The organism is Gemmiger sp. An50, from assembly GCF_002161595.1.
Taxonomy (GTDB): domain Bacteria; phylum Bacillota; class Clostridia; order Oscillospirales; family Ruminococcaceae; genus Allofournierella.
The window spans coordinates 371,977-394,865 of sequence record NZ_NFID01000001.1 but is presented as its reverse complement, the minus strand read 5'-3'; the positions used below and the strand labels follow the sequence as shown (position 1 = coordinate 394,865).

At 51.5% G+C, this 22,889-nt stretch carries 25 protein-coding genes; 24 read left to right on the top strand and 1 reads right to left on the bottom strand.

Annotated features, from left to right (window positions below):
* The first annotated feature begins 40 nt into the window (after positions 1–40).
* From srtB to B5G03_RS01955, 7 genes are all read left to right on the top strand, one after another.
* Positions 41–5,002 (top strand): class B sortase, encoded by a 4,962-nt coding sequence (gene srtB / locus B5G03_RS01985; protein WP_343286880.1) that lies wholly within the window; start codon positions 41–43, stop codon positions 5,000–5,002.
* A 69-nt stretch (positions 5,003–5,071) separates the two neighbouring features.
* Positions 5,072–5,554 carry a hypothetical protein gene (locus B5G03_RS01980; protein ID WP_087180097.1) on the top strand — a complete coding sequence of 161 codons (483 nt, stop codon included), beginning with the start codon at positions 5,072–5,074 and terminating at the stop codon, positions 5,552–5,554.
* Between the two features lie 13 nt (positions 5,555–5,567).
* Entirely contained in the window at positions 5,568–5,894 is a 327-nt protein-coding gene (locus B5G03_RS01975) for a hypothetical protein (protein WP_087180096.1), read from the top strand.
* A gap of 10 nt (positions 5,895–5,904) precedes the next feature.
* A complete protein-coding gene (locus B5G03_RS01970; RefSeq protein WP_481808400.1) occupies positions 5,905–6,648 on the top strand; it encodes an FAD-dependent thymidylate synthase in 744 nt (247 codons plus the stop codon).
* Positions 6,645–7,058, top strand: coding sequence for a dUTP diphosphatase (locus B5G03_RS01965; protein ID WP_087180095.1), 414 nt, complete (start codon positions 6,645–6,647; stop codon positions 7,056–7,058). The genes B5G03_RS01970 and B5G03_RS01965 overlap by 4 nt, the downstream gene beginning before the upstream one ends.
* Positions 7,059–7,187: 129 nt before the next feature.
* On the top strand, positions 7,188–7,808 hold the full coding sequence (locus B5G03_RS01960) for a DUF6088 family protein (protein WP_087180094.1): 621 nt from the start codon (positions 7,188–7,190) through the stop codon (positions 7,806–7,808).
* Positions 7,801–8,799 carry a nucleotidyl transferase AbiEii/AbiGii toxin family protein gene (locus B5G03_RS01955; RefSeq protein WP_087180093.1) on the top strand — a complete coding sequence of 333 codons (999 nt, stop codon included), beginning with the start codon at positions 7,801–7,803 and terminating at the stop codon, positions 8,797–8,799. The genes B5G03_RS01960 and B5G03_RS01955 overlap by 8 nt, the downstream gene beginning before the upstream one ends.
* Before the next feature lie 106 nt (positions 8,800–8,905).
* Here B5G03_RS01955 and B5G03_RS01950 read toward each other — a convergent pair whose 3' ends face one another.
* Positions 8,906–9,220: a helix-turn-helix domain-containing protein gene (locus B5G03_RS01950; protein ID WP_087180141.1), complete on the bottom strand. Its 315-nt coding sequence runs from the start codon at positions 9,218–9,220 to the stop codon at positions 8,906–8,908.
* 153 nt (positions 9,221–9,373) lie between these two features.
* On the opposite strand from B5G03_RS01950, the gene B5G03_RS01945 reads away from it, so the two are divergent.
* The 17 genes from B5G03_RS01945 to B5G03_RS01865 all read left to right on the top strand — a co-directional run bounded on the left by B5G03_RS01945 (position 9,374) and on the right by B5G03_RS01865 (position 22,867).
* The gene (locus B5G03_RS01945; protein ID WP_087180092.1) at positions 9,374–9,901 is read left to right on the top strand and encodes an SLOG family protein; all 528 of its coding nucleotides are present in this window, start codon (positions 9,374–9,376) and stop codon (positions 9,899–9,901) included.
* Positions 9,902–9,965: 64 nt separating this feature from the next.
* A complete protein-coding gene (locus B5G03_RS01940) occupies positions 9,966–10,448 on the top strand; it encodes a GNAT family N-acetyltransferase (protein WP_087180091.1) in 483 nt (160 codons plus the stop codon).
* Between the two features lie 185 nt (positions 10,449–10,633).
* Complete coding sequence (locus B5G03_RS01935; RefSeq protein WP_087180090.1) at positions 10,634–10,777, top strand: DUF3789 domain-containing protein; 144 nt, start codon at positions 10,634–10,636, stop codon at positions 10,775–10,777.
* Positions 10,774–12,882 carry a type IA DNA topoisomerase gene (locus B5G03_RS01930; RefSeq protein ID WP_087180089.1) on the top strand — a complete coding sequence of 703 codons (2,109 nt, stop codon included), beginning with the start codon at positions 10,774–10,776 and terminating at the stop codon, positions 12,880–12,882. The genes B5G03_RS01935 and B5G03_RS01930 overlap by 4 nt, the downstream gene beginning before the upstream one ends.
* Entirely contained in the window at positions 12,879–13,253 is a 375-nt protein-coding gene (locus B5G03_RS01925; RefSeq protein ID WP_087180088.1) for a cysteine-rich VLP protein, read from the top strand. The genes B5G03_RS01930 and B5G03_RS01925 overlap by 4 nt, the downstream gene beginning before the upstream one ends.
* 246 nt (positions 13,254–13,499) lie before the next feature.
* Positions 13,500–13,979: an MGMT family protein gene (locus B5G03_RS01920; RefSeq protein ID WP_087180087.1), complete on the top strand. Its 480-nt coding sequence runs from the start codon at positions 13,500–13,502 to the stop codon at positions 13,977–13,979.
* 180 nt (positions 13,980–14,159) lie between these two features.
* Positions 14,160–14,999 carry a radical SAM protein gene (locus B5G03_RS01915; RefSeq protein ID WP_087180086.1) on the top strand — a complete coding sequence of 280 codons (840 nt, stop codon included), beginning with the start codon at positions 14,160–14,162 and terminating at the stop codon, positions 14,997–14,999.
* A gap of 472 nt (positions 15,000–15,471) precedes the next feature.
* The gene (locus B5G03_RS01910) at positions 15,472–16,104 is read left to right on the top strand and encodes a hypothetical protein (protein WP_087180140.1); all 633 of its coding nucleotides are present in this window, start codon (positions 15,472–15,474) and stop codon (positions 16,102–16,104) included.
* A 12-nt stretch (positions 16,105–16,116) separates the two neighbouring features.
* The gene (locus B5G03_RS01905) at positions 16,117–17,043 is read left to right on the top strand and encodes a DUF4316 domain-containing protein (RefSeq protein ID WP_087180085.1); all 927 of its coding nucleotides are present in this window, start codon (positions 16,117–16,119) and stop codon (positions 17,041–17,043) included.
* Between the two features lie 294 nt (positions 17,044–17,337).
* Positions 17,338–17,751 (top strand): hypothetical protein, encoded by a 414-nt coding sequence (locus B5G03_RS16950; RefSeq protein ID WP_140401618.1) that lies wholly within the window; start codon positions 17,338–17,340, stop codon positions 17,749–17,751.
* Positions 17,748–18,092, top strand: coding sequence for a plasmid mobilization protein (locus tag B5G03_RS01895; RefSeq protein WP_087180083.1), 345 nt, complete (start codon positions 17,748–17,750; stop codon positions 18,090–18,092). Before B5G03_RS16950 ends, B5G03_RS01895 begins: the two co-directional genes overlap by 4 nt.
* Positions 18,093–18,183: 91 nt before the next feature.
* Positions 18,184–18,585 carry a hypothetical protein gene (locus tag B5G03_RS01890; RefSeq protein ID WP_087180082.1) on the top strand — a complete coding sequence of 134 codons (402 nt, stop codon included), beginning with the start codon at positions 18,184–18,186 and terminating at the stop codon, positions 18,583–18,585.
* A gap of 92 nt (positions 18,586–18,677) precedes the next feature.
* The gene (locus B5G03_RS01885; RefSeq protein WP_087180081.1) at positions 18,678–20,069 is read left to right on the top strand and encodes a relaxase/mobilization nuclease domain-containing protein; all 1,392 of its coding nucleotides are present in this window, start codon (positions 18,678–18,680) and stop codon (positions 20,067–20,069) included.
* Positions 20,070–20,309: 240 nt separating this feature from the next.
* Positions 20,310–21,011 (top strand): lantibiotic protection ABC transporter ATP-binding protein, encoded by a 702-nt coding sequence (locus B5G03_RS01880; RefSeq protein WP_087180080.1) that lies wholly within the window; start codon positions 20,310–20,312, stop codon positions 21,009–21,011.
* 2 nt (positions 21,012–21,013) lie between these two features.
* Complete coding sequence (locus B5G03_RS01875; protein WP_087180079.1) at positions 21,014–21,751, top strand: lantibiotic immunity ABC transporter MutE/EpiE family permease subunit; 738 nt, start codon at positions 21,014–21,016, stop codon at positions 21,749–21,751.
* A 2-nt stretch (positions 21,752–21,753) separates the two neighbouring features.
* Positions 21,754–22,497 (top strand): lantibiotic immunity ABC transporter MutG family permease subunit, encoded by a 744-nt coding sequence (locus tag B5G03_RS01870; protein ID WP_087180078.1) that lies wholly within the window; start codon positions 21,754–21,756, stop codon positions 22,495–22,497.
* Complete coding sequence (locus B5G03_RS01865; RefSeq protein ID WP_087180077.1) at positions 22,490–22,867, top strand: NisI/SpaI family lantibiotic immunity lipoprotein; 378 nt, start codon at positions 22,490–22,492, stop codon at positions 22,865–22,867. The genes B5G03_RS01870 and B5G03_RS01865 overlap by 8 nt, the downstream gene beginning before the upstream one ends.
* Positions 22,868–22,889 lie beyond the last annotated feature (22 nt).

The window sequence follows — 22,889 nt, the reverse complement described above, 5'->3', positions numbered from 1 at the left end:
CCGTTTCCCAAACAAATTTTATGAAAGTGAGGATTACAGCTTGAATACAAAATCTATGCGCGGCCATGGCCTTTCCCGGCTTCTGGCCGGTTTTCTTTGTCTGCTGCTTTTGGTAGGGATCTTTCCCGTCAGTGCGTTTGCGGCTTCGGAAGGCCAGCAGGCCAGCTCCGCTTATGGCGATACGGTCATCAGCTCTGACGGCCAGCCCTATTATTCCCCTTCGGGCTATTACACGATGACCTACCATGATGACGGTTCCACTTCCTATGTGTATCACGGCGGGAATGTGGCCTACCGCCATTATGTGCTGAACACGGATGGCGGCGGCTTCCGCTGGGTGTACTGCATTGAGAGCGGCATCCGGTTCGGTGATTCGGACGATGGCTATTATTCCGAGCAGACGGATAACAGCCAGTATTTCAACCAGTTGCCGGAGGCTTCCCGGCGCGGGATCATGCTGGCCTCCCTGTATGGCTGGCAGCCTGGGGCTTCGCTCCCCATGGCCGGTATCAATGCCGATGACTGGTACATGGCGGCGCAGTGTATCATTTGGGAATACCAGCAGCAGCTCCGCAGCGACGCCACCAGCCGCCACGACAATGGAAGTGTTGCGGAAAACACCTTCTTCCGCATTGTGCAGGGACGGCCTGCTGAACAGGTCTATTACTGGATTCTGGACCAGATCGCTTCCCATTCTACCATTCCTTCTTTTGCCGGTGCTACTGCGGAAAGCGCCCCGGTGCATGAACTGAAATGGGATTCCAACGCAAAGGTTTATACCCTGACGCTGACCGATGCCAACAACTTGAATATCGACCTGGAGGCCCTTACTGCAAGCGGGATCTCCGTGACCCGCAGCGGCAACAGCTACACCTTTACCAGCAAGGAAATGCTGGAATCCCCGGTGGCGCTCCAATTCCGCAAAAATGTGCCTATCGGTGAGGCCATGCTGATCTGGGGGCGCGAGGGCTGGCAGACCATGATGACGGGCGCCAAAGACCCCGTTTCCTTCTATATGCAGATCAAGACGGAAACCTATGGCAAGGCAAAGATCGTAAAGACCAGCGAGGACGGCATTGTTGAGGGGATTCCTTTTACCATCAGCGGCAACGGCGTGGAGGAATCGGTTGTCACCGGCGCGGACGGCATGGTCTCCCTGGATCTTCTGCCCGGCACCTATCTTGTAACAGAGCAGCCCATTGACCGCTATGTGACGCCTGCCGCACAGTATATCACCATTGAGAGCGGCCAGACCGCCAGTGTCCAGTTTTCCAATATCCTGAAGAAGTTCCGCGTGGAAGGCCACAAGGTAGATGCGGAAACCGGCGAGGCTCAGGGGGACGCTTCCCTTGCGGGAGCCGTCTATGGCCTGTATAAAGGCGGGGAGCTTGTAGATACCTTTACCACCGGGCCGGACGGCAGCTTTGCCACCGGCTACTATCCTTGCGGGGATGACTGGACCTTGCAGGAGATTTCCCCAAGCCCCGGCTACCTGCTGGATGAAACGGTACATGAGGTGGGCGCTTCTCCTTCCCTTTATGAAATCGAGATGAATACCACGGAAAATACGCTGCCGGAAACGGTGATCCGCGGCAATATCCAGCTTGTAAAGCATACCGATGACCCGGACCCGGATGTATCGGACGGGGAACACAGTGACGACGCCAATGCCGGTATGGTGGAAAAGCCGGAGGAAGGCGCGGTATTTGAAGTTTATCTGACAAGCGCGGGCAGTTATGAAAACGCCAAAGAAAGCGAGCGGGACATCCTGACGACAGATGCGGACGGCTTTGCCGCCTCCAAGGATATGCCCTATGGCCGCTATACCGTCCATCAGACCGCAGGCGAGGACGATAAAGCCTTTGTGCCGGATTTCACGGTATTTATCAGCGAGAACGGAAAGACCTACTCCTATATCCTGAACAATGACGCCATCACTGCAAGGGTGCGTGTGGAAAAACGAGACGCGGAAACCGGTGAGATCATTCCTATGGCCGGTACGGGCTTCCGTATTAAAGACCTTACCACCGGCGAATTTATCAGCCAGGAGATCTACTATCCCAACCCTGAAACCATTGACGTATTTTACACTTCGGATGAAGGCTGGCTGATGCTGCCGGAGCCGCTGCCCGCCCACGAATTTGAACTTTACGAAGTAACAGCCCCGGAAGGGTATGTCCTTTCTGACGAGCCGGTGCCTTTCACAGTAGATGGTTCCGAGGCGGTCGTTACCGTCGTACAGTACAACCAGCCGCAGAAAGCCCAGCTCACCATCAGCAAATCCGGCGAGGCTTTTGCCAGCGTGCAGGAAAACGATGGCTTCTATCAGCCGGTTTATGAGGTAGTTGGACAGCCTGGAGCTGTGTACGACCTGATTGCCGATGAAGATATTTATACCGGCGACGGCACGCTGCGGGTGGCAAAAGATACGGTAGTCGCTACCCTTACCACCGGGGAGGACGGAACGGCGGTCAGCGAACCGCAATACCTGGGCCGCTACCGTCTGGAGGAACGCCAAGCGCCGGAGGGCATGGTGCTGGACCCCACGCCAGTTTATACCGAGCTTACCTATGCCGGTCAGGAGGTAGAGATCACCCAGGCGGCCATCGGGCTTTATGATGAACGCCAGAAGGTGGAGATCGACCTTCTGAAATCCCTGGAAACGGACGGAACCTTTGGCATTGGGCTTGGCGAGGAATACAAGGATATTTCCTTTGGCCTGTACGCTTCGGAGGACCTGACTGCCCTGGACGGCAGCGTGATTCCGGCAGGCGGGCTTCTGGAAGTCGTGGCGGTTGCGCCGGTGGAGGACGCGCCCGGCCAGTATTCGGCTGCCTTTGCCTCCGACCTGCCTTTTGGCAGCTTCTATGTCCAGGAGCGCGCCACCAATGAGGCATTTGTACTTTCCGATCAGCAGTACCCGGTAGTCTTTGCGTATGCCGGGCAGGAAACCGCTCTGGTTACGATTGCGGTCAATGACGGCGAGGCCATTTCCAATGAGATGATCCGCGGGCGTATTGACGGCGTGAAATACGGCGAGGACCCCGAAGGCGGTGAGGACCTTACCCTGGAGGGCGCGCTGATCGGCCTGTTTGCTCCCGGCACGGAAGAATTTACCGAGGAAAATGCCCTGCTGGTGACGACTTCCGGGGAAAACGGCGCCTTCTCCTTTGAGGACGTGCCTTTCGGCCATTGGATCATCAAGGAGATTGCCAGCCCTTCGGCCCTGTACTCCATCAGCCCGGAACAGCACCATGTCTATATCGGCACCGATGGGCAGGCCATTGAAATTGAGATCGACAATACCCTGATCCACGGTACGGTGCAGGTTATCAAGACCGAGGCTGTGGACGAATTGAAGTCTATCCAGGAGGAAGGGGAAAACGCTTCCGAAAGTGAGGCTGGCAAGACGGAAGAAAACGCTGCTGACGATACCGGCGAGGATTCCGCAGACAACCCGTTCCTCCACCGGCTGCCTGGCGCCGTCTTTGAGCTTTACGAGGACACCAACGGCGATAAGGCATTTGATGAAGGCGACGCCCTGATTGGGGAGCTGACGGAAACCGATGAAGGGTTCCATGAAATGAGCGGCCTTTTGGCGAAGGGCTATTTTGTCAAAGAGAAAACCGCCCCGGAAGGCCACAAGCTGGACCCCAATGCTTATTACTTTGAGATCATCACGGACGGGCAGGTTGTCGTTGTGGAAAATGGCGAATCCGGCCGCGGATTTGTCAATGAGGCGTACCGCGGAAACCTGAAAATCACGAAGGATTCCAGTGATGGTCGCAAGGACGGCTTTGCCTTTGAGGTGAAAAGTGAAGATGGCACCTACTGCGAGACCTTCACAAGCCCGGAGGACGGTATCATCCTGATTGAAGGGCTGCGTGTGGGCAAATATACTGTGACCGAGGTGAAAAATAAGGCCAGTGAGGACTATATCATCCCGGATGGCGCCACGGTGGAGATCAAAGCCGATGAAACTGCCGAGGTGAGCTTCTTTAATGAAAAGCCGGAGGAAGAAACCCCGGAAACGCCTGATACGCCGGATAACCCGGATAGCCCGGCAACGCCTTCCAATCCTTCCAAGCCGGTCCCGCAGACAGGCGATGATTATAACCTGTATATCTGGATCGGCGTGCTGGGCGCAGCGGTGGTCGGCAGCGGCATTGCCCTTTTCCTGTGCGCTTACAAGAAAAAGGGACAGAAGGCCAGTACCGGGCGCCGCAAAGCGGCAGCCGGCGCGCTTCTGATCTGTATTGCCATGACGGTAGGCAGCGGCTTCATGCTGGCGCGGGAGATCGGCCAGTACAAGGAAAGCGCCGATACCTATGCCGGTCTTTCGGAATATGTCACCCCGGCAGAAACGGACGGGGAAAAAGAGAACGCGGAGGCGCCGGAGGGAACCGGCGCTTCCTCCGTTTCCCTTCCCACGGTGGATTTTGAAAGCCTGCTGGCCCAGGGGCCGGATGTCAAGGCGTGGCTGGAGCTTCCCGGTACGGTCATTCAGTACCCGGTGGCCCAGTGCGAGGATAACAGTTACTACCTGAAACACCTGTATGACGGTACGGCAAACAAGGTGGGCTGTCTGTTCATCGACTATGAAAACGCGGAGGATTTTTCCGACAACAACACGATCATCTATGGGCACAACATGCGGGACGGCTCCATGTTCTCCACGCTGGTGGAATACAAAGCGCAGGCTTACTATGACGAACACCCGGAAATGTACCTGGTAACGCCGGAGGGCGGCTATGTGGTCGAGGTGTTTTCCGCGTTTGTGGCAAGCCCGAAGGAATCCGGCAGTGAAACCTCTCCCTGGGCGCTGGAATGGAAAGACAGCGGCGCTTATACGACCTGGCTTTCCGCAATGCAGGAGCGTTCTGTGATCGAAACGGGCGTTTCCGTCACTTCCAGCGACAAGGTGCTGACCCTTTCCACCTGTACCAATGGCGGCGCTGACCGCTTTATCGTCATGGGCAGGCTGGTAGCTGTAACTGAATAACAGATTTTAGAAAGATGGCGCGGGATGCCGGCTGCTCCCGCGCCCATCTCTATATATGGAGGATTTGCAATGGTAAATAACATTGTTCCCATTCCCGGATATGTCCATCTCTACCGCTCCATGCTGCGGTTTTACGATATGCCCAGCGCGGAGCTGAAAGAAATGCTCTACCTTCTGAATACCGCAAACCTGGACAGCTACGGCTTCCACCACCCGGAGGCGCATGTGGTCGAGAGCGGCCCGGTGGCCTTCTGCGGCTGGCTGGATCAACGGTATGCCCGCCCTTACCGGACGGAAGTGCAGCTTTATAAATCCCTTCTGGCCCTGAAACGCAGCATTGACCGGGATTGTATTGTCACTTCCCAGCGGGAGGCCCTTCAAATGCTCCGGTGCGTGATCTCCAACCTGGAATACCGCTTTTATAAAGCATACAACATGGAATTTGAGGATAAGCGCACGGTGTATTCCGAGTGCGCCTTCCGGCTGATCCCACGGGAGGACGAACCCAGCGTGTGCCTGATGCACGATTGGGTGTACCTGCCTACGGCGTAAAGCGGGGTGAGTTATGACACAAAAAGAATTTCAGGCCGTTTTCCGGAAACAGGTACGGCAGTGTGAAGGGCTTCTGATTCAGAAGGCCAAAGAATATACCGGCGACAACCCGGACCGGCTCAGCGCCTTCAAAGCGGCGGCTGCGATTCAGGACAGCACCCCGCAGCGTGCGTTGGCCGGGATGATGGCAAAGCACATCATCTCCATTTATGATATGTGCTTTACGGATCGGAAAACTTTTGAGCTGGCTGTCTGGGAGGAAAAGATCACCGACAGCCTCAACTATCTGTTTTTACTAAAAGCTGTGATAAAGGAGGAATTGGAACATCAATCAGATTGAAACTAAAATTTTGAATTGCACTGCGGTACAGGAAGCCGAGAAAAACATGGTGTTTGCGGCAAGACTTACCCAGCGGGGTCATGCGATCCATTCCATGGATGATCTTATGGCCCTTTATGAGAAAGCCTATACTGCCGATACGGTTAAACGGATTGCCTCTCTGCCTCACCCCGCCGTACAGAAGTTTTCGGTTATCACGGTGGCGGTTGTGGGCGCCAGCAGGCGTTTTCTGGCGCAGATCACCCGGCACCAAAACGAGGTCAAGTTTATCAGCGCCTCTTTGCAGTACAGCAATTATGCGGGGCAGGCTGATTTTGTGGTGCCTTATGAGATCCTGACGGCCAGCCAGTGGGTACATGACTTCTACCTGAAAAAGTGCCGGGCGGCCATGGAGCATTATGCGGATATAGGCGCCTGCGGGATTTCCAGGGACGCCGCGGGGTATCTTGCCCCGCAGAGCCTTCGCAATGTGCTGATTATCAGCGCCACGCCTTATCAGTGGAAGCACATGATCGGCCAGCGGACTTGCCGCCGCAATACGGATGAAACACGCTTTGTTCTGCTGAAGATATGGACAGACCTGTATGCGCTGGACCCGGAACTGTTCAGCCCGGAGCTTACCGGCCCCTTCTGCCAGCGGGAGGGCTGCCGGGAAAAAGATATGTCCTGCGGCTGCCCGTGTGAAAAAGGGGCGTTGCCTCTTACCCTGCTGCGCCAGGACTATCCCGCGGCACTGGAAGGAGGCGGCCAGTGAAGATCAGGATCATTGATTTCGGGCTGCCGGAGAACCACCGTCCCCTCCGTTCCCACGCCAATGATGCCGGAGCGGATGTCTATATGCCCTTTGACTGTACCCTGGAGCCTGGCGGGATTGCCAAAATCCCGCTGGGCTTTGGTCTGGAGGTGCCGGACGGTTATGCCGCCTATGTGTTCCCCAGAAGCAGCCTGGCGGCAAAAGGGGTGGTCTGTGAGCTGCCCCCTGTGGATTCCGGCTACCGGGGCGAGATCCACGCCATTGTAAGCAATGTGGGAAATGAAACTCAAACGCTTGCGAAAGATTCCCGGATCGGGCAGCTTATCATCATGCCTGTGGTGATCGCGGATTTCGTGAATGACCTGGGCGGACAACGCGGCGCGGGCGCTTTTGGCAGTACGGGGGAATAATATCACCCTTTGTTTTGCCATGACGTATAAAGAGGTCATTTCTTGGGAACCCTTTAGGAAAAGGGACAGGTCTATTGCTTTTTTGTCCTGAATAATATATAATAAACGGGACAAAAGGAGGCGATACGCATGGCAAATGGTTATGCGAAAGAGATTCAAAACCGCATTGGTGCGGCTCCTGACGGCACGATTTTTATTGTTTCCGATTTTGCGGATGTGGCGGACAGCGAAACCATACGCAGGAACCTGAACCGGCTTGTGCAGGCTGGGACGCTCCGGCGTATTTTGAAAGGCGTTTTTGAAAAGCCGAAATACAGCAAGCTCCTTGGGGAATATGTGGCGGCGGACCCGGATGCGGTTGCCAAAGCACTGGCGAGATGCTATCATTGGACTATCGCTCCCTGTGGAGATACCGCATTAAATATGCTGGGGCTGTCTACTCAGGTAACGGCAGTATGGTCCTATATCAGTGATGGACCGTATAAAACCTATGAATGGGATAAGACAAAGATTGAATTTAAGCACCGGACCAACAAAGAGGTCACGGGCCTGTCGCCTATGACGATCCTGGTGATCCAGGCGTTAAAGACCCTGGGAAAAGAACATGTGGATGAAAAAACCATACGGGTGCTTTCCCGCAGGCTGAATGAAGATGAAAAGGCGGCGCTCCTTGCAGAAGGAGCCGAAGCGACGGATTGGATTTACACTGTGATTAAAGAGATCTGCAAAGGAGAAAGAGAAAATGATTGAGATTGCCAGACTTCCGGCTGATGACCGGCGGGAGCTGTTTCATAACACCGCAGCAAAAACCGGCCTTCACGATGCCATTGTGGAAAAGGATTTTTGGGTATGCCTGACGCTGGATTACCTGTTCCACCGCTCTCCGTGGAGAAAGGCGGTCACATTTAAGGGCGGAACCAGCTTATCCAAAGGGTATCACCTTATCAGCCGGTTTTCCGAGGACATTGATCTGATTTTGGATTGGCGTGTCCTGGGGTATGGTGTCAATGAACCCTGGGAAAAACGCTCGAACACCAAGCAGGACGCCTTCAATAAAGAGGCGAACCGAAAGGCCGAGGTTTTCCTGGCAGAAACCTTCTGCCCGCAGATCCGGGAAGGGCTTTCTGCTGAATTGGGCCTTCCGGCCAATCTTTACATAGATGAGGAAGATAAACAGACGGTGATCTTTGCTTATCCAAACCTGTTTACCGATGCCTCTACCTTACAGGTGATTCGATTGGAGATCGGGGCGCTGGCAGCCTGGACACCGGCAGAGCTGGTGGATATTGTACCGTATGCCGCAGAGCAGTACCCGCAGTTATTCAAACAGAAAGAGGTTCCTGTCCTGACGGTGGCGCCGGAGCGGACTTTCTGGGAAAAGGCGACGATCCTTCACCATGAGGCCAACCGGCCTGAACATCTTTCCATGCCCCAGCGGTATTCCCGCCATTATTATGACCTTTACTGTATGGCGAAATCGCCCGTGAAGGAAAAAGCGTTTGCACGGCTGGACCTGCTGCAGAAAGTGGTCGATTTCAAGATGAAGTTTTATCCGCGGGCCTGGGCGCGCTACCCGGAGGCTGTTCCGGCCACCTTAAAGCTGCTTCCTCCGTCATACCGCCTGGGTGCGCTGCAGGAGGATTACTCTGCCATGCGGAATATGCTCTATGGGGAGATTCCATCTTTTGAAACCATGATGGAAGCCGTTGGAGAACTGGAGAAGGAAATCCACGCATTATAACGGAAAAGGCCGCATTTGCGGCCTTTTCTTATGGCTGTATGTTAAAACAGCAAATGGAAATACTTATGGATAAAGAAAGCAGCCTGCCTCATCGTGCCGACTGCTTCTACTTTTTGCTGTTCAGTTCTTTCATAATACCGAGGATGTAGGACATCGCTTTGGAATCCAGCTTCTTTGCCTCTGCGATAAATTCGTTTAAGGCGGTAGGATTCGGATTGCCTTCATCGAAGAATTCCTGCGGTGTCACGCCCAGGTATTCGCAGATATAAAAGAAGGACTGCATAGAAGGAAGCGTTTTCTTATTCTCCACGTTGTTGATATAATTGTTGGCCTGCCCAAGCGACAGCGACATATCCCGTGCGGAAACACCCTTCTGCATCCTCAATTTTGCCAGCCTTTCCGGGACAAAATCTTCATACACCATAGTCACCTCCCATTCTATAATAGATTGTACCTTACAGGCTGGCTCTATTCGCTAAATGAAAAGGGGTATTTGAGTTGACACGTTAAATATAACCTATTAAAATAAGAGGTATGGTAGTTTTCAACTATCATCTGAAAGGGAGGCTGCAATATGAAAGAAAAAGTATGCGGAGTGACCGGACACCGGGAAATCCCCGCTGAATATATGGAGCAGGCAGAACAAGGTCTGCGGCGAGAAATCGAAAAAGCCATTGCGGACGGCTATACCTACTTTATTTCCGGCTTTGCTGACGGTGCAGATCAGCTATTTGCCGGGATTGTTCTGGAAAAGGCCAAAGATAATCCGGCGCTGCGCCTGGAGGCGGCGATTCCTTACCGCAACCGCTATAAGCGGCTGGTGGAGGACGAGCGGACCAGGGCCATGCTGGAGGCATGTGCGAAGGTCGAGGTTATCAGCGAAGAATGGGCTTCCAATGTCTACATGAAGCGCAACCGCTATATGGTAGGCCAGGCGGACCGGGTGATCGCTGTCTATGATGGACGGGAAAACGGTGGCACGGTGTCCACAATCCGCATGGTCCACGCCCAGAGAAAAGAAATGCGGGAGGTTCCTGTGGGGCCGTATCTTCCTGAAAGCATGATAAATCTTGGATATTTCAGGAACGCTTCTGGTAGATAAGAATTTGCCAGTGTGGTAAAATAAGAAATATAAGTGGACAAATTGGAATTTGTGGGGGAATAGAATGATTCATCTGGAAAAAATAAATGGCGAAAATATCTGGGATATTCTAAAGCTAAATGTTTCAGATAGTCAGAAAAATTTTGTCGCCAGCAATAATATTAGTATTATTGAAGCGTATATCGCTATTACATCCAACGGATATGCTTTTCCATTTGGAATTTTTGAAGGCAATAACCCAGTCGGCTTTGTGATGATTGGTTATGACAAAGATGACTATTGGAAGGATGCACCTGCCATAGCAGAGGGGAACTATAACCTGTGGAGATTGATGATAGATAAGAACTATCAAAACAGAGGATATGGGAAACAGGCAGTAGAACTTGCTTTAAGATTTATCAGAACATTTCCCTGTGGTAAAGCCGATTTCTGTTGGCTGTCATATGAGCCAGAAAATGCGGTTGCCAAATCACTGTATGCCTCTTTTGGATTTATAGAGACTGGAGAAAAAGACGGAGAAGAACAGATTGCTGTATTAAAACTCTAAGACAACTTTCCATTTACCGTGGAGTTGAACAGAGTGACAAATCCTAAGTTGTCAACCAAAACTAAATACTATGAATTCACGCCGCAGAACCTTTCTGTGGCGTTTTGCTATATAACCACGGCGCAAAGGTGTTTTTATCCCTTTGCGCTTTTTTTCATATTCAAAATCCAAAGGAGGTTCGGCACATGTGGAGCGCAGTATCACATTTTCTGTCTTTCACGCTTGGCACAATCGCAGGCGTAACTTTGATGTGTCTGCTGCAGGCCGGAAGGCAGGCAGACGAGCAGTTTACAAAATTCTTTGATAAAGAGGGAGGTTCGGACGAATGAAACTTGTGGTAGCCGAAAAGCCCAGCGTGGCCCAATCTTTGGCCGCAGTGCTGGGAGCAAAGGAGAAAAAAGATGGGTATCTGGAGGGCAGCGGTTGGCTGGTGTCCTGGTGCGTGGGCCATCTGGTGGAGTTGGCCCAGCCGGAAGCCTATGGGGAGCAGTACGCCAAATGGCGGTATGCGGATCTGCCTATCCTTCCCGCCCATTGGAAATATGATGTGGCAAGGGATAAGAAAAAGCAGCTTGGCGTCCTGCGCCGTTTGATGGAGGATAAACGTGTGGACGCTGTGGTGTGCGCTACCGATGCTGGCCGGGAAGGTGAACTGATTTTCCGGCTGGTCTATCAGCACGCCGGATGCAGCAAGCCCATTCTCCGGCTCTGGATCAGCTCTATGGAGGATGCGGCTATCCGTGATGGATTTGAACACCTGCGGCCTGGTGCGGACTATGACTTGCTTTACCGGGCGGCACTCTGTCGGGCCGGTGCGGACTGGCTTGTGGGGATTAACGCCACCCGCCTTTTCTCTGTCCTGTATGGTGATACCTTGAATGTGGGCCGGGTAATGACGCCGACACTGGCGCTGATCGTCCAGCGAGAGGATGCGATCCGCTCTTTCCAGAGCAAGCCCTTCTATGTGCCGGAACTCACCTGTGGAGGGTTTACCACTGCCGGGGAGAAGCTGGAGGACAAAGCGGCTGCGGAGGCAATACAGACAGATTGTGACGGAAAGCCTGCCGTTGTCCGCAAAGTGGAGCGGCAGAAAAAGACTGTCCAGCCGCCCCGCCTTTACGATTTAACTACGTTGCAACGGGAGTGCAACCGCTTGTATGGCTTTACTGCCCAACAGACCCTTGATTATTTACAAAGCCTGTATGAGAAAAAGTTGGCGACCTATCCGAGAACAGACAGCCAGTATATCACAGCGGATATGCAGGCCACAGTCGGCTCTCTGGCCCTGTGGCTGTGGCAGAATATGCCTTTTGGCAAGGACAGTACCACGGCACCGGAGCTGGAAGGAATTATTGATGACAGCAAGGTAACGGACCACCATGCCATTCTCCCCACGGTGGAGATAGCCCGCACCGACCTGTCTATTTTGCCTGCCGGTGAGCGGGATGTCCTGATGCTCCTTGCCTGCCGCCTTCTCTGTGCTACCGCCCAGCCCCACCGCTTTGAGGCGGTGCTGGCAGTTTTGGAGTCCGAGGGCCATACATTTACCGCCAAAGGGAAAACGATTCTGCATGAGGGATGGAAAGGCATTGAACAGGCTTTCCGTGCCAGCCTGAAACAAAAACAGCCGGAGGACGGCGATGAAAATACGTCCCGCCTGCCGGAGTTGAAAGAAGGACAGAGATTTGAAAAGGCTGCCGCCACGATCCGGGAAGGCAAAACCAGCCCGCCCAAGCACTACACAGAAGATTCTCTGCTTGCGGCTATGGAGACAGCCGGTGCGGAGGATATGCCGGAGGACGCCGAGCGAAAAGGGCTGGGCACTTCGGCCACCCGTGCCGCCACACTGGAAAAGCTGGTGTCCACGGGATTTGTTCAGAGGAAAAAGAAACAGCTTTTGCCTACGGATAAGGGTGTCAACCTGATTGCGGTCCTGCCCGATGTGATAAAATCCCCGGCGCTTACAGCGGAATGGGAGTCCATGCTGAAACAGGTGGAACGCGGAGAAATGACGGCTGACGCTTTTATGGAAGGAATTGCCGGTTTAATCCGTGACCTGATCCGGCAGAACACCGCCCCCGATCCTGCCTATTCCTCTTTATTCGGAAGCAAGAGCGCGGCCAACCGGGAAGCTGTCGGGACCTGTCCCCGGTGCGGCGGCGCTGTCTATGAGGGGAAGAAAGGCTTCTTCTGTGAAAATGAAGGCTGCGCCTTTGCGCTCTGGAAAGAAAACCGGTTCTTTTCCAGTAAAAAGAAAACTATCACAAAAACTGTTGCCGCGGCGCTCTTAAAAGAGGGCCGCGTTTCCATGTCCGGGCTTTTCAGTGAGAAAACCGGCAAAACCTATGACGCTGTGGTGGTGCTGGACGATACCGGCGAAAAGTATGTGAATTTCAAGCTGGAATTTCCGCAGCAGCGGGGACGGAAGAAATGACCGGCCCGCCGCGGGAGCTGACCCGCTCCGAGCGCGCAGCGATCCGAAGGCTGGTAACAGGCTTATGCGCCAACTATGACGAGCGGGAAAAGCTCTGCCTTCCCCTGGACTGCCCCTGCTATATGCTCCATAAATGGTGGACCGGCGGCCTTTGCCAGTATTTTGAGCGGTCAGTGCTGCCAGTTGAACCGGCCCTGGAAGCAGTTCTGACGGGAAACGATACTTCCCAGCGCCAGAAAAAATGTCCGATATGCGGGAAGCTGTATCTTCCCGTCACCAGCCAGGCGTATTGTTCTGACGCCTGTCGGACCTGGGCCAGACGGGACGCGGATAAAAAGCGCAAGCGCCGGATTCGCCATCACAAGGGATGATATGTCTGCAACTTAGCCTTTTTGGGGCTTGATTTATAAGGCTTTCCGGCCACGCTTTTACAGGCGGCAAGAGATTTATACTCTGCCCCTCCATAGGAAGGTTAAGTTGCGGACAAAGGGAACATAAATTTTTATCTGTTTTTCGGTTGAAAATCGTGGTACATACATTTTCTCAAGATTTTTTCAAACCGTCTCATTGCATGGAATAGTCTACTCCACTATAATTAAAGCAGGAGGTGTTGAGAGATGGCGAATGAAGATAAGAAAGATTTTAATGCCATGCTACACGATAGCAAGGATATGCCTAAATTTCAGACCATTACTGACCAGAAAAGCATTGAGAAATATGGCGGAAGCAGAATGTACTTTGCCCCACCAATCGACTATGACAAGGTTATGAAACTAATTCCGTATGGCAAAGTAATCACTGTCGGAAAAATCCGTGAATATTTTGCTGAACTGAATGGGGCGGATTTCACAGAGCCTATCACAGCAGGAATTTTTGTGTCTATTGCAGCATGGGCGAGTTATCAGCGTTCCGAAGATGAAACCCCGTATTGGCGAACCTTAAAGGCAAACGGGGAGTTGAATGCAAAATATCCCGGCGGTATAGAGGCACAAAAGGAAAAGCTGGAAGCAGAAGGTCACACAATTATTAAGAAAGGACGCACCAATATAAAGTATTTCGTGAAGGACTATGAAAGTGTTCTTTTTGATTTGAAATAGCAATTTTGAGTTGTACCTCATATAGTCAATCTGAGCTAAACTTTATAAAACTGAATACTCGCCGCCCACCGGCGGCACCACCGAGCAGGAAATCTTGAAAGAGGTTTTCTGCTTTTTCTTTGCCCGGATGCTGGGAGAAAGGAAATGTAACTGACCAAACAATTAAATTTTAGGAGGGATGTGTATTTGAAGATTGTGCGTGTATTTCCACGCCGTACAAAAGCAACGCCGGATGATCCTCTGGCATTTACCGGACCGCCGCCAAAGGGCGGCCTGCCAGATATGGAAGAAGTGCATGTTTCTGTGGCCTTTACCTATGACATGGAGAAGGCGTGCCAGCTTGCCGAACAGTGGATGAAGCTGGGCGTCCCCGTCCACATGGGCGGTCCTGCCTTCAATATGCCTGGCGGTGATTTCGTGCCGGGGATGTATCTGAAAAAAGGTTATGTTATCACTTCAAGGGGCTGTCCCAACCGCTGCTGGTTCTGTTCCGTCCCCAGGCGGGAAGGCGGAAGGCTTAGGGAACTGCCGATCACCGAAGGGAATATAGTGCTGGACGATAACCTGCTTGCCTGTTCCCGGCAGCATATTGAAGCGGTATTTGAAATGCTGGGCAGGCAGAAAGAGCGTCCGGCCTTTACGGGCGGGCTGGAGGCCCGCCTTCTTCGGCCCTGGCATGTGGACCTTCTGCGGGAATCCAGGACGCAGCGCATGTATTTTGCTTTTGATACCCCGGATGACTATGAGCCGCTTGTGGAGGCCGGACGGCTTTTGCAGGCTGGAGGGTTTGAAAGGAAATCGCATAAAGCCTGCTGTTATGTCCTGATCGGCTACCGGGGCGATACCATGGAGGCAGCGGAAAAGCGCCTGCGGGATGCCTGGAAAGCCGGGTTTATTCCCTATGCCATGCTCTACCGGGATGAAAAAGGCATTGTAGACAGTGAATGGAGAAAATTTCAACGGCTTTGGGTCCGTCCGGCGATTGTAATGAGCCAACTGAAAGAATCTGACGGGAGGTGATGATACGGAGAAGCAGAAACTTGAAGTTGTGCCGATAATCCCCGCAATGATGAAGCTGGATGTGGCGGTCCAGGCTTTTGATATGCAGGATATTTCAAACCGGCGCTTTATGTATAATCCCAAGACCGGTATTCTGGTTTTGGGCCAGCAATACGGGAAAACAAGAGGATTGCCCGGCAGCCATGCCGATGATCTGGCCCAAGCCGGAATCAGAAGTGGCTTTGATGATTTTGTGCGCGGCTGGGTAGGCACTGGAAAGAGCTATCCCGCGGGTGTCATTCATTTTGCCCCGAATGTGGACGCCCAAAATGTTTCCCTGTTCAATCGGGCGTTTGATACCTTAGAAATGTTTCAGCGCAACGGTGCGCTTCCCGATACAGTGGTCCGGGGATTTGGCAGACAGTGGGAACAGGTGCTTTCCGAAGCCCTTTCCCCGGCATATAACAAAATGATCTCAAATCAGGAGGAATCTATGGAAATTCAGAATATCACGGTGGAGGATCTTCGCCGTATGGAGGATAAAGAAGGGCTTATTTTGCAGGGATGCGGCGGTGAGCCTGGTGAGTGGGTCCAGGGGATCAATGACCTGCTGACACAGGATGGGATTCTTTTAGAGGGAACCACCTTTACCCATGTGAGCGTATTCCAAAATGAGGATCTTACCTGTCTGCTGTTCCCTTTTGAGGATGTCAAGCTGGATATAGGGAAACTTGCTATGTGGCGTCTGCAAACCCATGATACTTTCGGCGGCACCTGGCTGTCCGATTATATCGACAACCGCCTGGACCATGAACCGGCGCAGGAAGTGCCAGAAAAGCCGGATTGCCCGCTGATCGGCCAGGATGGGAATATCTTCAACCTGGTAGGTATTGCTTCCCGCACTCTGAAAGCCCATGGGATGCCCGACCAGGCGAAGGGAATGGCAGACCGGGTATTTTCCTGTGACAGTTATCATAAGGCACTTTGCATTATAGGGGAATATGTCAATATCACTTCGGCTGACCGGGAGGCCGGGCGGCCTCACTCTATCCGGCAGCAGCTTAAAAATAATAAAGCCCCGGAAACGGCTGCCCCTAAAAAGGCGGCAAAGGAGCCGGAACGATAAGGAGGATGTGAAATGGAACAGGTGTATGGAGTTTGGGCGGTAAGAAGTGCCGCTTCCATGTTCGGCCATGCGGAAGCATGGTGCAAAGAAGATGGCCGCCCCCTGGAATTTGAATCCCTGGAGGCGGCCCAGGCTTATGCCCTGGAATTGAACCGTAAGGCAACGGTCAATGTCCGTTACTTTGTCAAAGAGAAAGAACCGGAACCAAACGCTGCAAGAGTCCCGGCCTCGCAGCCGGATATGGAAGCTGTTGGCCCGGTGGACCGTGTGCCGAGAAATGAGGTGGCCGAAAAACATAATGAGATTCCCGGCAGGCAGATGGCGCCGGAGGCGGACCCGGTTGTGGAGATCCGCTCTGCGGTACACAGCAACTATGCCAATATGGTCGCCATGCTTGCCGCTGACAATAAGGTATATCTTGGCAAGGAGGAACGCTATTCCTTTACCCCAGGCCAGCCGGGAAGCTATGACAACCGGGACGGCTCTTTATGCTTTGTGAGCGATATGCCGGAAATGTATTATTTCCTTTATGGGGAAGGCTGGTCGCACTCACAGGAGGAAATGCTGGACCGGGGGCTGACGATGGATCTGTATATGGAATTTGCCCGCCTGCAGGAAGGTGTTCTGCGGCAATTCACCCCGCGCCGGGAAATCCTGTTTGCGGGCCAGCCCTTCCAGGCGCCGGAAAACTATCTTCGCAACGCGGAGCTGGACCTGGAGGGCGAAAAGGGCAACTACAACATGATTGACGGCATTGTGAATAACGACCCGCCGGTCCGGGCCGACCTTACCGATGGGCAGACCCATGAGGAAGTGAGGGAACTGGCCCCGGAAACGCTGCCCAATGAGAAGCCTTCGATCATGGAAAAGCTGCGGGCAGACCGCACGGGGCATGAGGCCCGTGGTTTTCAGCCTTCCCCGCCGGAAAGGGGGCTTTAAGGCTTGAAGCTGAAATTTGAAAATGTGGATGTGGAACAATGCCTCCGCTCTGTTATGGAACGGAACACAAAGCATTATCAATCTGATTTTGAATATGATGTTGGCAGCATGGAGCGTATCGCCCAAACAAAGCACCCGGAGCGTACCCCGCTGTTCTGGATGTCCCGCCCCTCCGGGACATGGTGCTTCCGGGAACGGGATGTTTTTATCCGGGATTCCGATGCGTTTTACACCTGGCAGTTTTACAAAGATACCCGTGATACGATCCTTGCGTACACGGTGGAGATCACCGGCATGGAAGGCGCTGCAATCAAGGGAAATCTCTATACGCAGGATTACAGGGCTATGGCGGAGCATATTGAACGGACCGCCCTTCCCGCTGCGTCCGTGACCGTCCAGTTTGAAGGCCAGAGCGAGCCAATGGAATTTCGTTATGCGTATTACCATGAGCATAAGCTGTCCCTTCACGCCCAATTTGGCAAAGCCGAGAAATTCCGGCTGGAGCCGGCTGTTCCGGGCCTGCTGCGCGGGATTCTGGCAAGCGAACAGGAATACCGGCATAACTTTATACCCGGCGTGTTTGAAAATCACCTGGATCAAATGATTGCGGCAGAAAAGCGTTCTGTCACCCACTTTCTGAAAGAGGCCGCCGCAAATGCTCCGCGCCCGGCTCCTAACAAAAAGACAAAGGAACAGCCCCAGCGATGAAGGCCCCAAAAGAAAAACGCAGCGCCCAGATTCACATTTTGATTTCAGAACAGGAAATGGATAAGATCAGGGAACGCATGGCGCAAACCGGTATCACAAATACTTCGGCTTTTATCCGTAAAATGGCGATTGACGGATATGTGATCAACCTGGATCTGTCCGAAGTCCGGGAGCTGACCCGGCTGCTGCGTATCTGCTCCAACAATCTGAACCAGTATGCTCGGAAAGCCCATGAGACCGGCAGTATCTATGCGGTGGATATTGCAGATCTGCAATCCCGCATGGATGGGCTTTGGGAAATTGCAAAAAAGCTGCTGACAGAATTTACAAACATTCCATGAACATTCAAAAAAACGGTTGCTTTCCTGTGGCCGGGAGCGGTAGAATTTTCATAGAAGGAGAAAACCTGTTTTTGAGAAGGGAGGCCATCGTATGGGCGCTGCTTTACTGGCCGTTGGCTTAGAGTTGCTAATCGGCATTGTGATCGGACTGATTGTGACGGTGATCGGGCTTTTTTGGGGAAACATCATTGTTTTTGACAGCATTGCGCTGGCAATCCTGGCGGGCTTTCTTTCCCACGGGCTTTTAGGGGTTCATCCTGCCCTGGCGGTTGTGATTGGCATTGCTGTCCTTTTGGGGCTTCTCCTGCTGCACTGTACCCGCCCCGGCTTCTGGCTGATCGGCGGCGGTCTGTCCATTGTATGGGGATTTGTTTTCGCTACCATGGCCTATGAGTTTTCCGGCAAGGATATGGTGTGGACCTATGTGGTGTGGGCGCTGGGGGCGGTACTGGTCTTTGCCCTTCACCTGCGGGCACGATACAAAATTGCATAAGGTAAGGATTTGGCCCGCCGATCAACCGGCGGGCCGCTTTTTTATTTATTGAAAATGTTTTGGTAACGCACATTCTTCAAAGGAGGTGGACAATGGCGACCACAAGGCTGATGCCTTTGCATATCGGAGAGGGCCGCTCCTTCTCCACCGCAATCGAGGACATCATTGATTATGTAGAAAATCCAGAGAAAACCGACTATGGGAAGCTGATTTACGGTTTTGAGTGTGATACCCGTACAGCGGATGCAGAATTTACCTTAGCCAAGCGGCAGTATATCAACCTGACCGGCAGAGTCCGGGGCACAGATGATGTGATTGCCTATCACTTCCGGCAAGCGTTTAAGCCTGGTGAAGTGACGCCGGAGGAAGCCAATCAGATCGGCCAGGAACTTGCCCTGAGGCTGACGAAGGGAAACAACGCTTTTATCGTCTGCACGCACATAGACAAGCACCATGTCCATAATCATATCATCGTGAGCGCGGTAAATTTGGAATGTACCCGGAAATTCCGCAACTTCTGGGGTTCCTCCTGGGCTTTGCGCCGGATCAGCGATAAGTTGTGCCTGGAGCATGGCCTTTCTATTGTCGAAGATCCCAAACCCAGCCGCGGCCATTATGGGAAATGGCTGGGTGATGGAAACAAACCTCTTTCCTTTCAGAATCAAATCCGACAGGCCATTGACGCCGCCCTGGAGCAGTCCCCCTCCACCTTTGAGGATTTTCTCAAAATTCTGGAAGCGTCCGGTGTGGAAGTCACCCGGCGCGGGAAATCTGTCAACTTCCGTGTTCCCGGCCAAAAGAAGCCTACTCGCTGCAATACTCTGAAAGGAGATTATACCGAGCAGGCCATACGGGAAAGGATCGCCGGAACCTATATTTCCTCTGTTCAGCCCAAACGGTCCAATTCTTCGGTGAAGATGCTGATTGATATTGACGCCGCAATGCGGGCCGGTAAAGGCGCCGGTTATGAGCGTTGGGCCAAAGTGTTCAATGTGAAGCAGCTTGCGAAAGCTGTTGCTTACTTGAAGGAGCATGGGAATATGAGCTATGAGGACCTTCAAGCAAAGTCCCAGGCCATGACTTCCCGGTTTAATGAGCTTTCCACGCAGATCAAGGATATGGAGAGCCGTTTATCTCAAAATGGAGAATTGCAGAAACAGATCGTCAACTACTCTAAGACGAGAACTGTCTACATTGAGTATCGAAAAGCCGGTTACAGCAAAAAGTTCCGGGCCGAGCATGAGGCCGACATCCTGATCCACCAGGCAGCAAAGAAATACTTTGACAGCCTGGGCGTGGGGAAGCTGCCTACCATAAAAGCTCTGCGGGAAGAATATGCCGAAGTGCTGGAGGCCAAGAAAAAAGCCTATGCGGAATATAAACAGGTACGGGAAGAAATGCGGGAGCTGCAGAATGTGAAGGCCAATATTGACTATCTGCTGGGATCGTCTACAGAGAAAAATCAAACTATAGAACACTCTTAAAAAATTCCGAATTTACAACCTTATCAATAGAATATTAGCCAACTTATCTGTGCCAATAGTACCTGGCTTTGTCATAACTTGTTGGTGGAATTCACCGAAACCATGACACTTCTGTAAAATTATAGTATTGGTGATTTCGCAGACTGCTTTCGAGTTGTTTTTTATTTTTTGCAATCTTTATGAAATCTTCAAAGTTATTTTGTACCCTGTCTTTGAAATCAAAAGAAAGGACTTGAAAGCATGGATATGATTTTGAAAACAACCGACCTCTGCAAAAACTTCAAAGGGCAGATGGCGGTAAATAACGTATCGCTGAACATCGAGAGAAATTCCGTATATGGACTACTGGGGCCGAATGGTGCAGGCAAGTCTACCACGCTAAAAATGATTACAGGTATTTTGAGGCCCACTTCCGGCAGCATCGAGTTTGACGGTCATCCGTGGCAGCGTGGCGATTTGACACAGATCGGTGCATTGATTGAAACGCCGCCCTTATATGAAAACCTGACCGCATACGAAAATCTGAAAGTGCGGACAACGATGCTGGGGCTGCCGGATAATCGAATTGATGAAGTCCTGCACATCGTCCGTCTGACCGATACAGGTAAGAAGCGGGCCGGACAATTTTCCCTCGGTATGAAGCAGCGGCTTGGCATTGCCATCGCCTTGCTGAATAACCCGCAGCTTTTAATTCTTGACGAGCCTACCAATGGTCTTGACCCGGTAGGCATTGAAGAACTACGGGAACTGATCCGTTCTTTCCCAGCAAAAGGGATTACAGTGATTTTGTCCAGCCACATTTTATCGGAAGTCCAGCAGATTGCCGACCATGTAGGCATTATTGCCGGTGGTGTGTTGGGATATGAAAGTCAACTCCATGCAGGGGAAGATTTGGAAAAACTGTTTATGGAAGTCGTTCGCGAATACTCTAAGGAGGTGTAAGTATGAACTATTTGCAGGCTGAACATTTGAAGAACAAGAGAACTTTTGCCAAAAAGTTGATAGTGCTTGCACCAGTGGTCACGGTGCTTATGAATATCTTTGCGCCTCTTTGGTTCCAGCTCAATTCCTATAATTGGTGGTATATCTTGCTCTATCCCGGTTTCTTAACATTGGTATGTGCTATGTTGGAACAGCGGGATAACGGCAAATTGAAATATCAGGCTGTTCTCACCTTACCAGTTGATCTAAGGGAAACATGGAAAGCAAAAATTGGAATTGCCGGACTTTATGTGACATGGGGAAATCTATTGTTTCTTGTCTTAAATCTGGTTGGCGGCTATATAATTTTTGCGGTTTATGAAATTCCTCTCGCTGTCAATGTTTTACGGGCTGTTTTCGGTACACTTTGCATTGTAATTGCAAGCTTGTGGGAAGTGCCGTTGTCCCTATGGCTTTCAAAAAAGGTTGGCATCTTTTTGACTGTTGTTCTGAATGTAGGAGTTGGCAGTATCTTAGGGATTTTTGCAGCGACCTCGAATTTGTGGTTTTTATGTCCGTATAGCTGGGTTCCACATTTGATGATCTCTGTACTAAAAATCATGCCGAACGGAGTACCCACAACAATGCAAAACACTCCACTCACATTTGTGGAAATTGGCTTCACACTTCTACTTTCCGTAATTGTGTTTGTACTTCTTTCGCTTGTTACGGCAAAAGGATTTGAAAAGGAGGTAAAATGATAATGACCTCAATCTTTCGTTGCCTGAAAGCCGAGTTCTTGAAATGTAAACATAGTGTATTGCTCTACATCCACATACTGATCCCTTTACTGGGAGCTATCATTTTTGCTGGGTATTTTCTGGTTTCCGGCTGGGATGTCCAAACAAAGGTTAGTGCGTATTTGGAGGTTTTAGCAGTATCTTTTCCGTTTCTGGCAGGCATTATCGTTGGAATAGTAGTTCAGATTGAACATCAAGCGGGACATTATCAACTCATGCTTGGTACAATTCCATCTCGTCCCGCCACCTATATTGGAAAGATTTTGTTGCTGATAATCGGAGCCATCGGAGCAGTAGTATTAGCACTGGGCGTTTTTGCGCTTATATATCAAGAGGCACCGTTTGCACTATATCTGAAAGCCGGTACTTTACTAATATTGACCTCTCTTCCTTTATATCTGATACATTTGTTTGTTGGCTTGAATTTTGGCAAAGGCGCTTCTATGGGGCTTGGCATTGCAGGCAGCTTGATTGCAGCACTTATGATAACTGGATTAGGCGATGTTGTGTGGAAATATAATCCTTGGGCATGGGGGGTACGCTCCATGGATTATATCGTGCTTGAATGGAGCCAGCCAGATATTTTCAAGCTATTAAGTGCTGATTTTATGAGTGGCATCGTGATCGCTCTGCTGTGTTCGCTTTTGTTTTTCCTTTTTAGCATAATTTGGTTTTGCTCTTGGGAAGGAGGTAAAGGAAATGACTAAAAAAGCGTTTACAATGGTATCTCTGTTTCTGATGAGTGTGCTTATATTATCAGCGTGTGGAAACTTACGCGATACGGCGGATAAAAACGAAAAGCTAAATGAAACATTGCCCTATTATGAGCTGAATACTGCGGATTACAGTGAAATATCTTATGACGGAACAACCTATGTCATTACGGACATCTGCCTGAACAGAACAGACTTGGAAGAAGAAATCGGACAAGTATCAAAGCGTTTCAAGAATGTAGAGGGAAAAGATTTCAGCTTTGGATATGTGTACCGTATCGAAAATGTTGATACAAGTGTTGCTGTTGCTGTCAACATAAACAATGAATACCGGCAAGCAACAGCAAAAGACATGACTGACTAAAGCCGCATGGAGTGATATAATA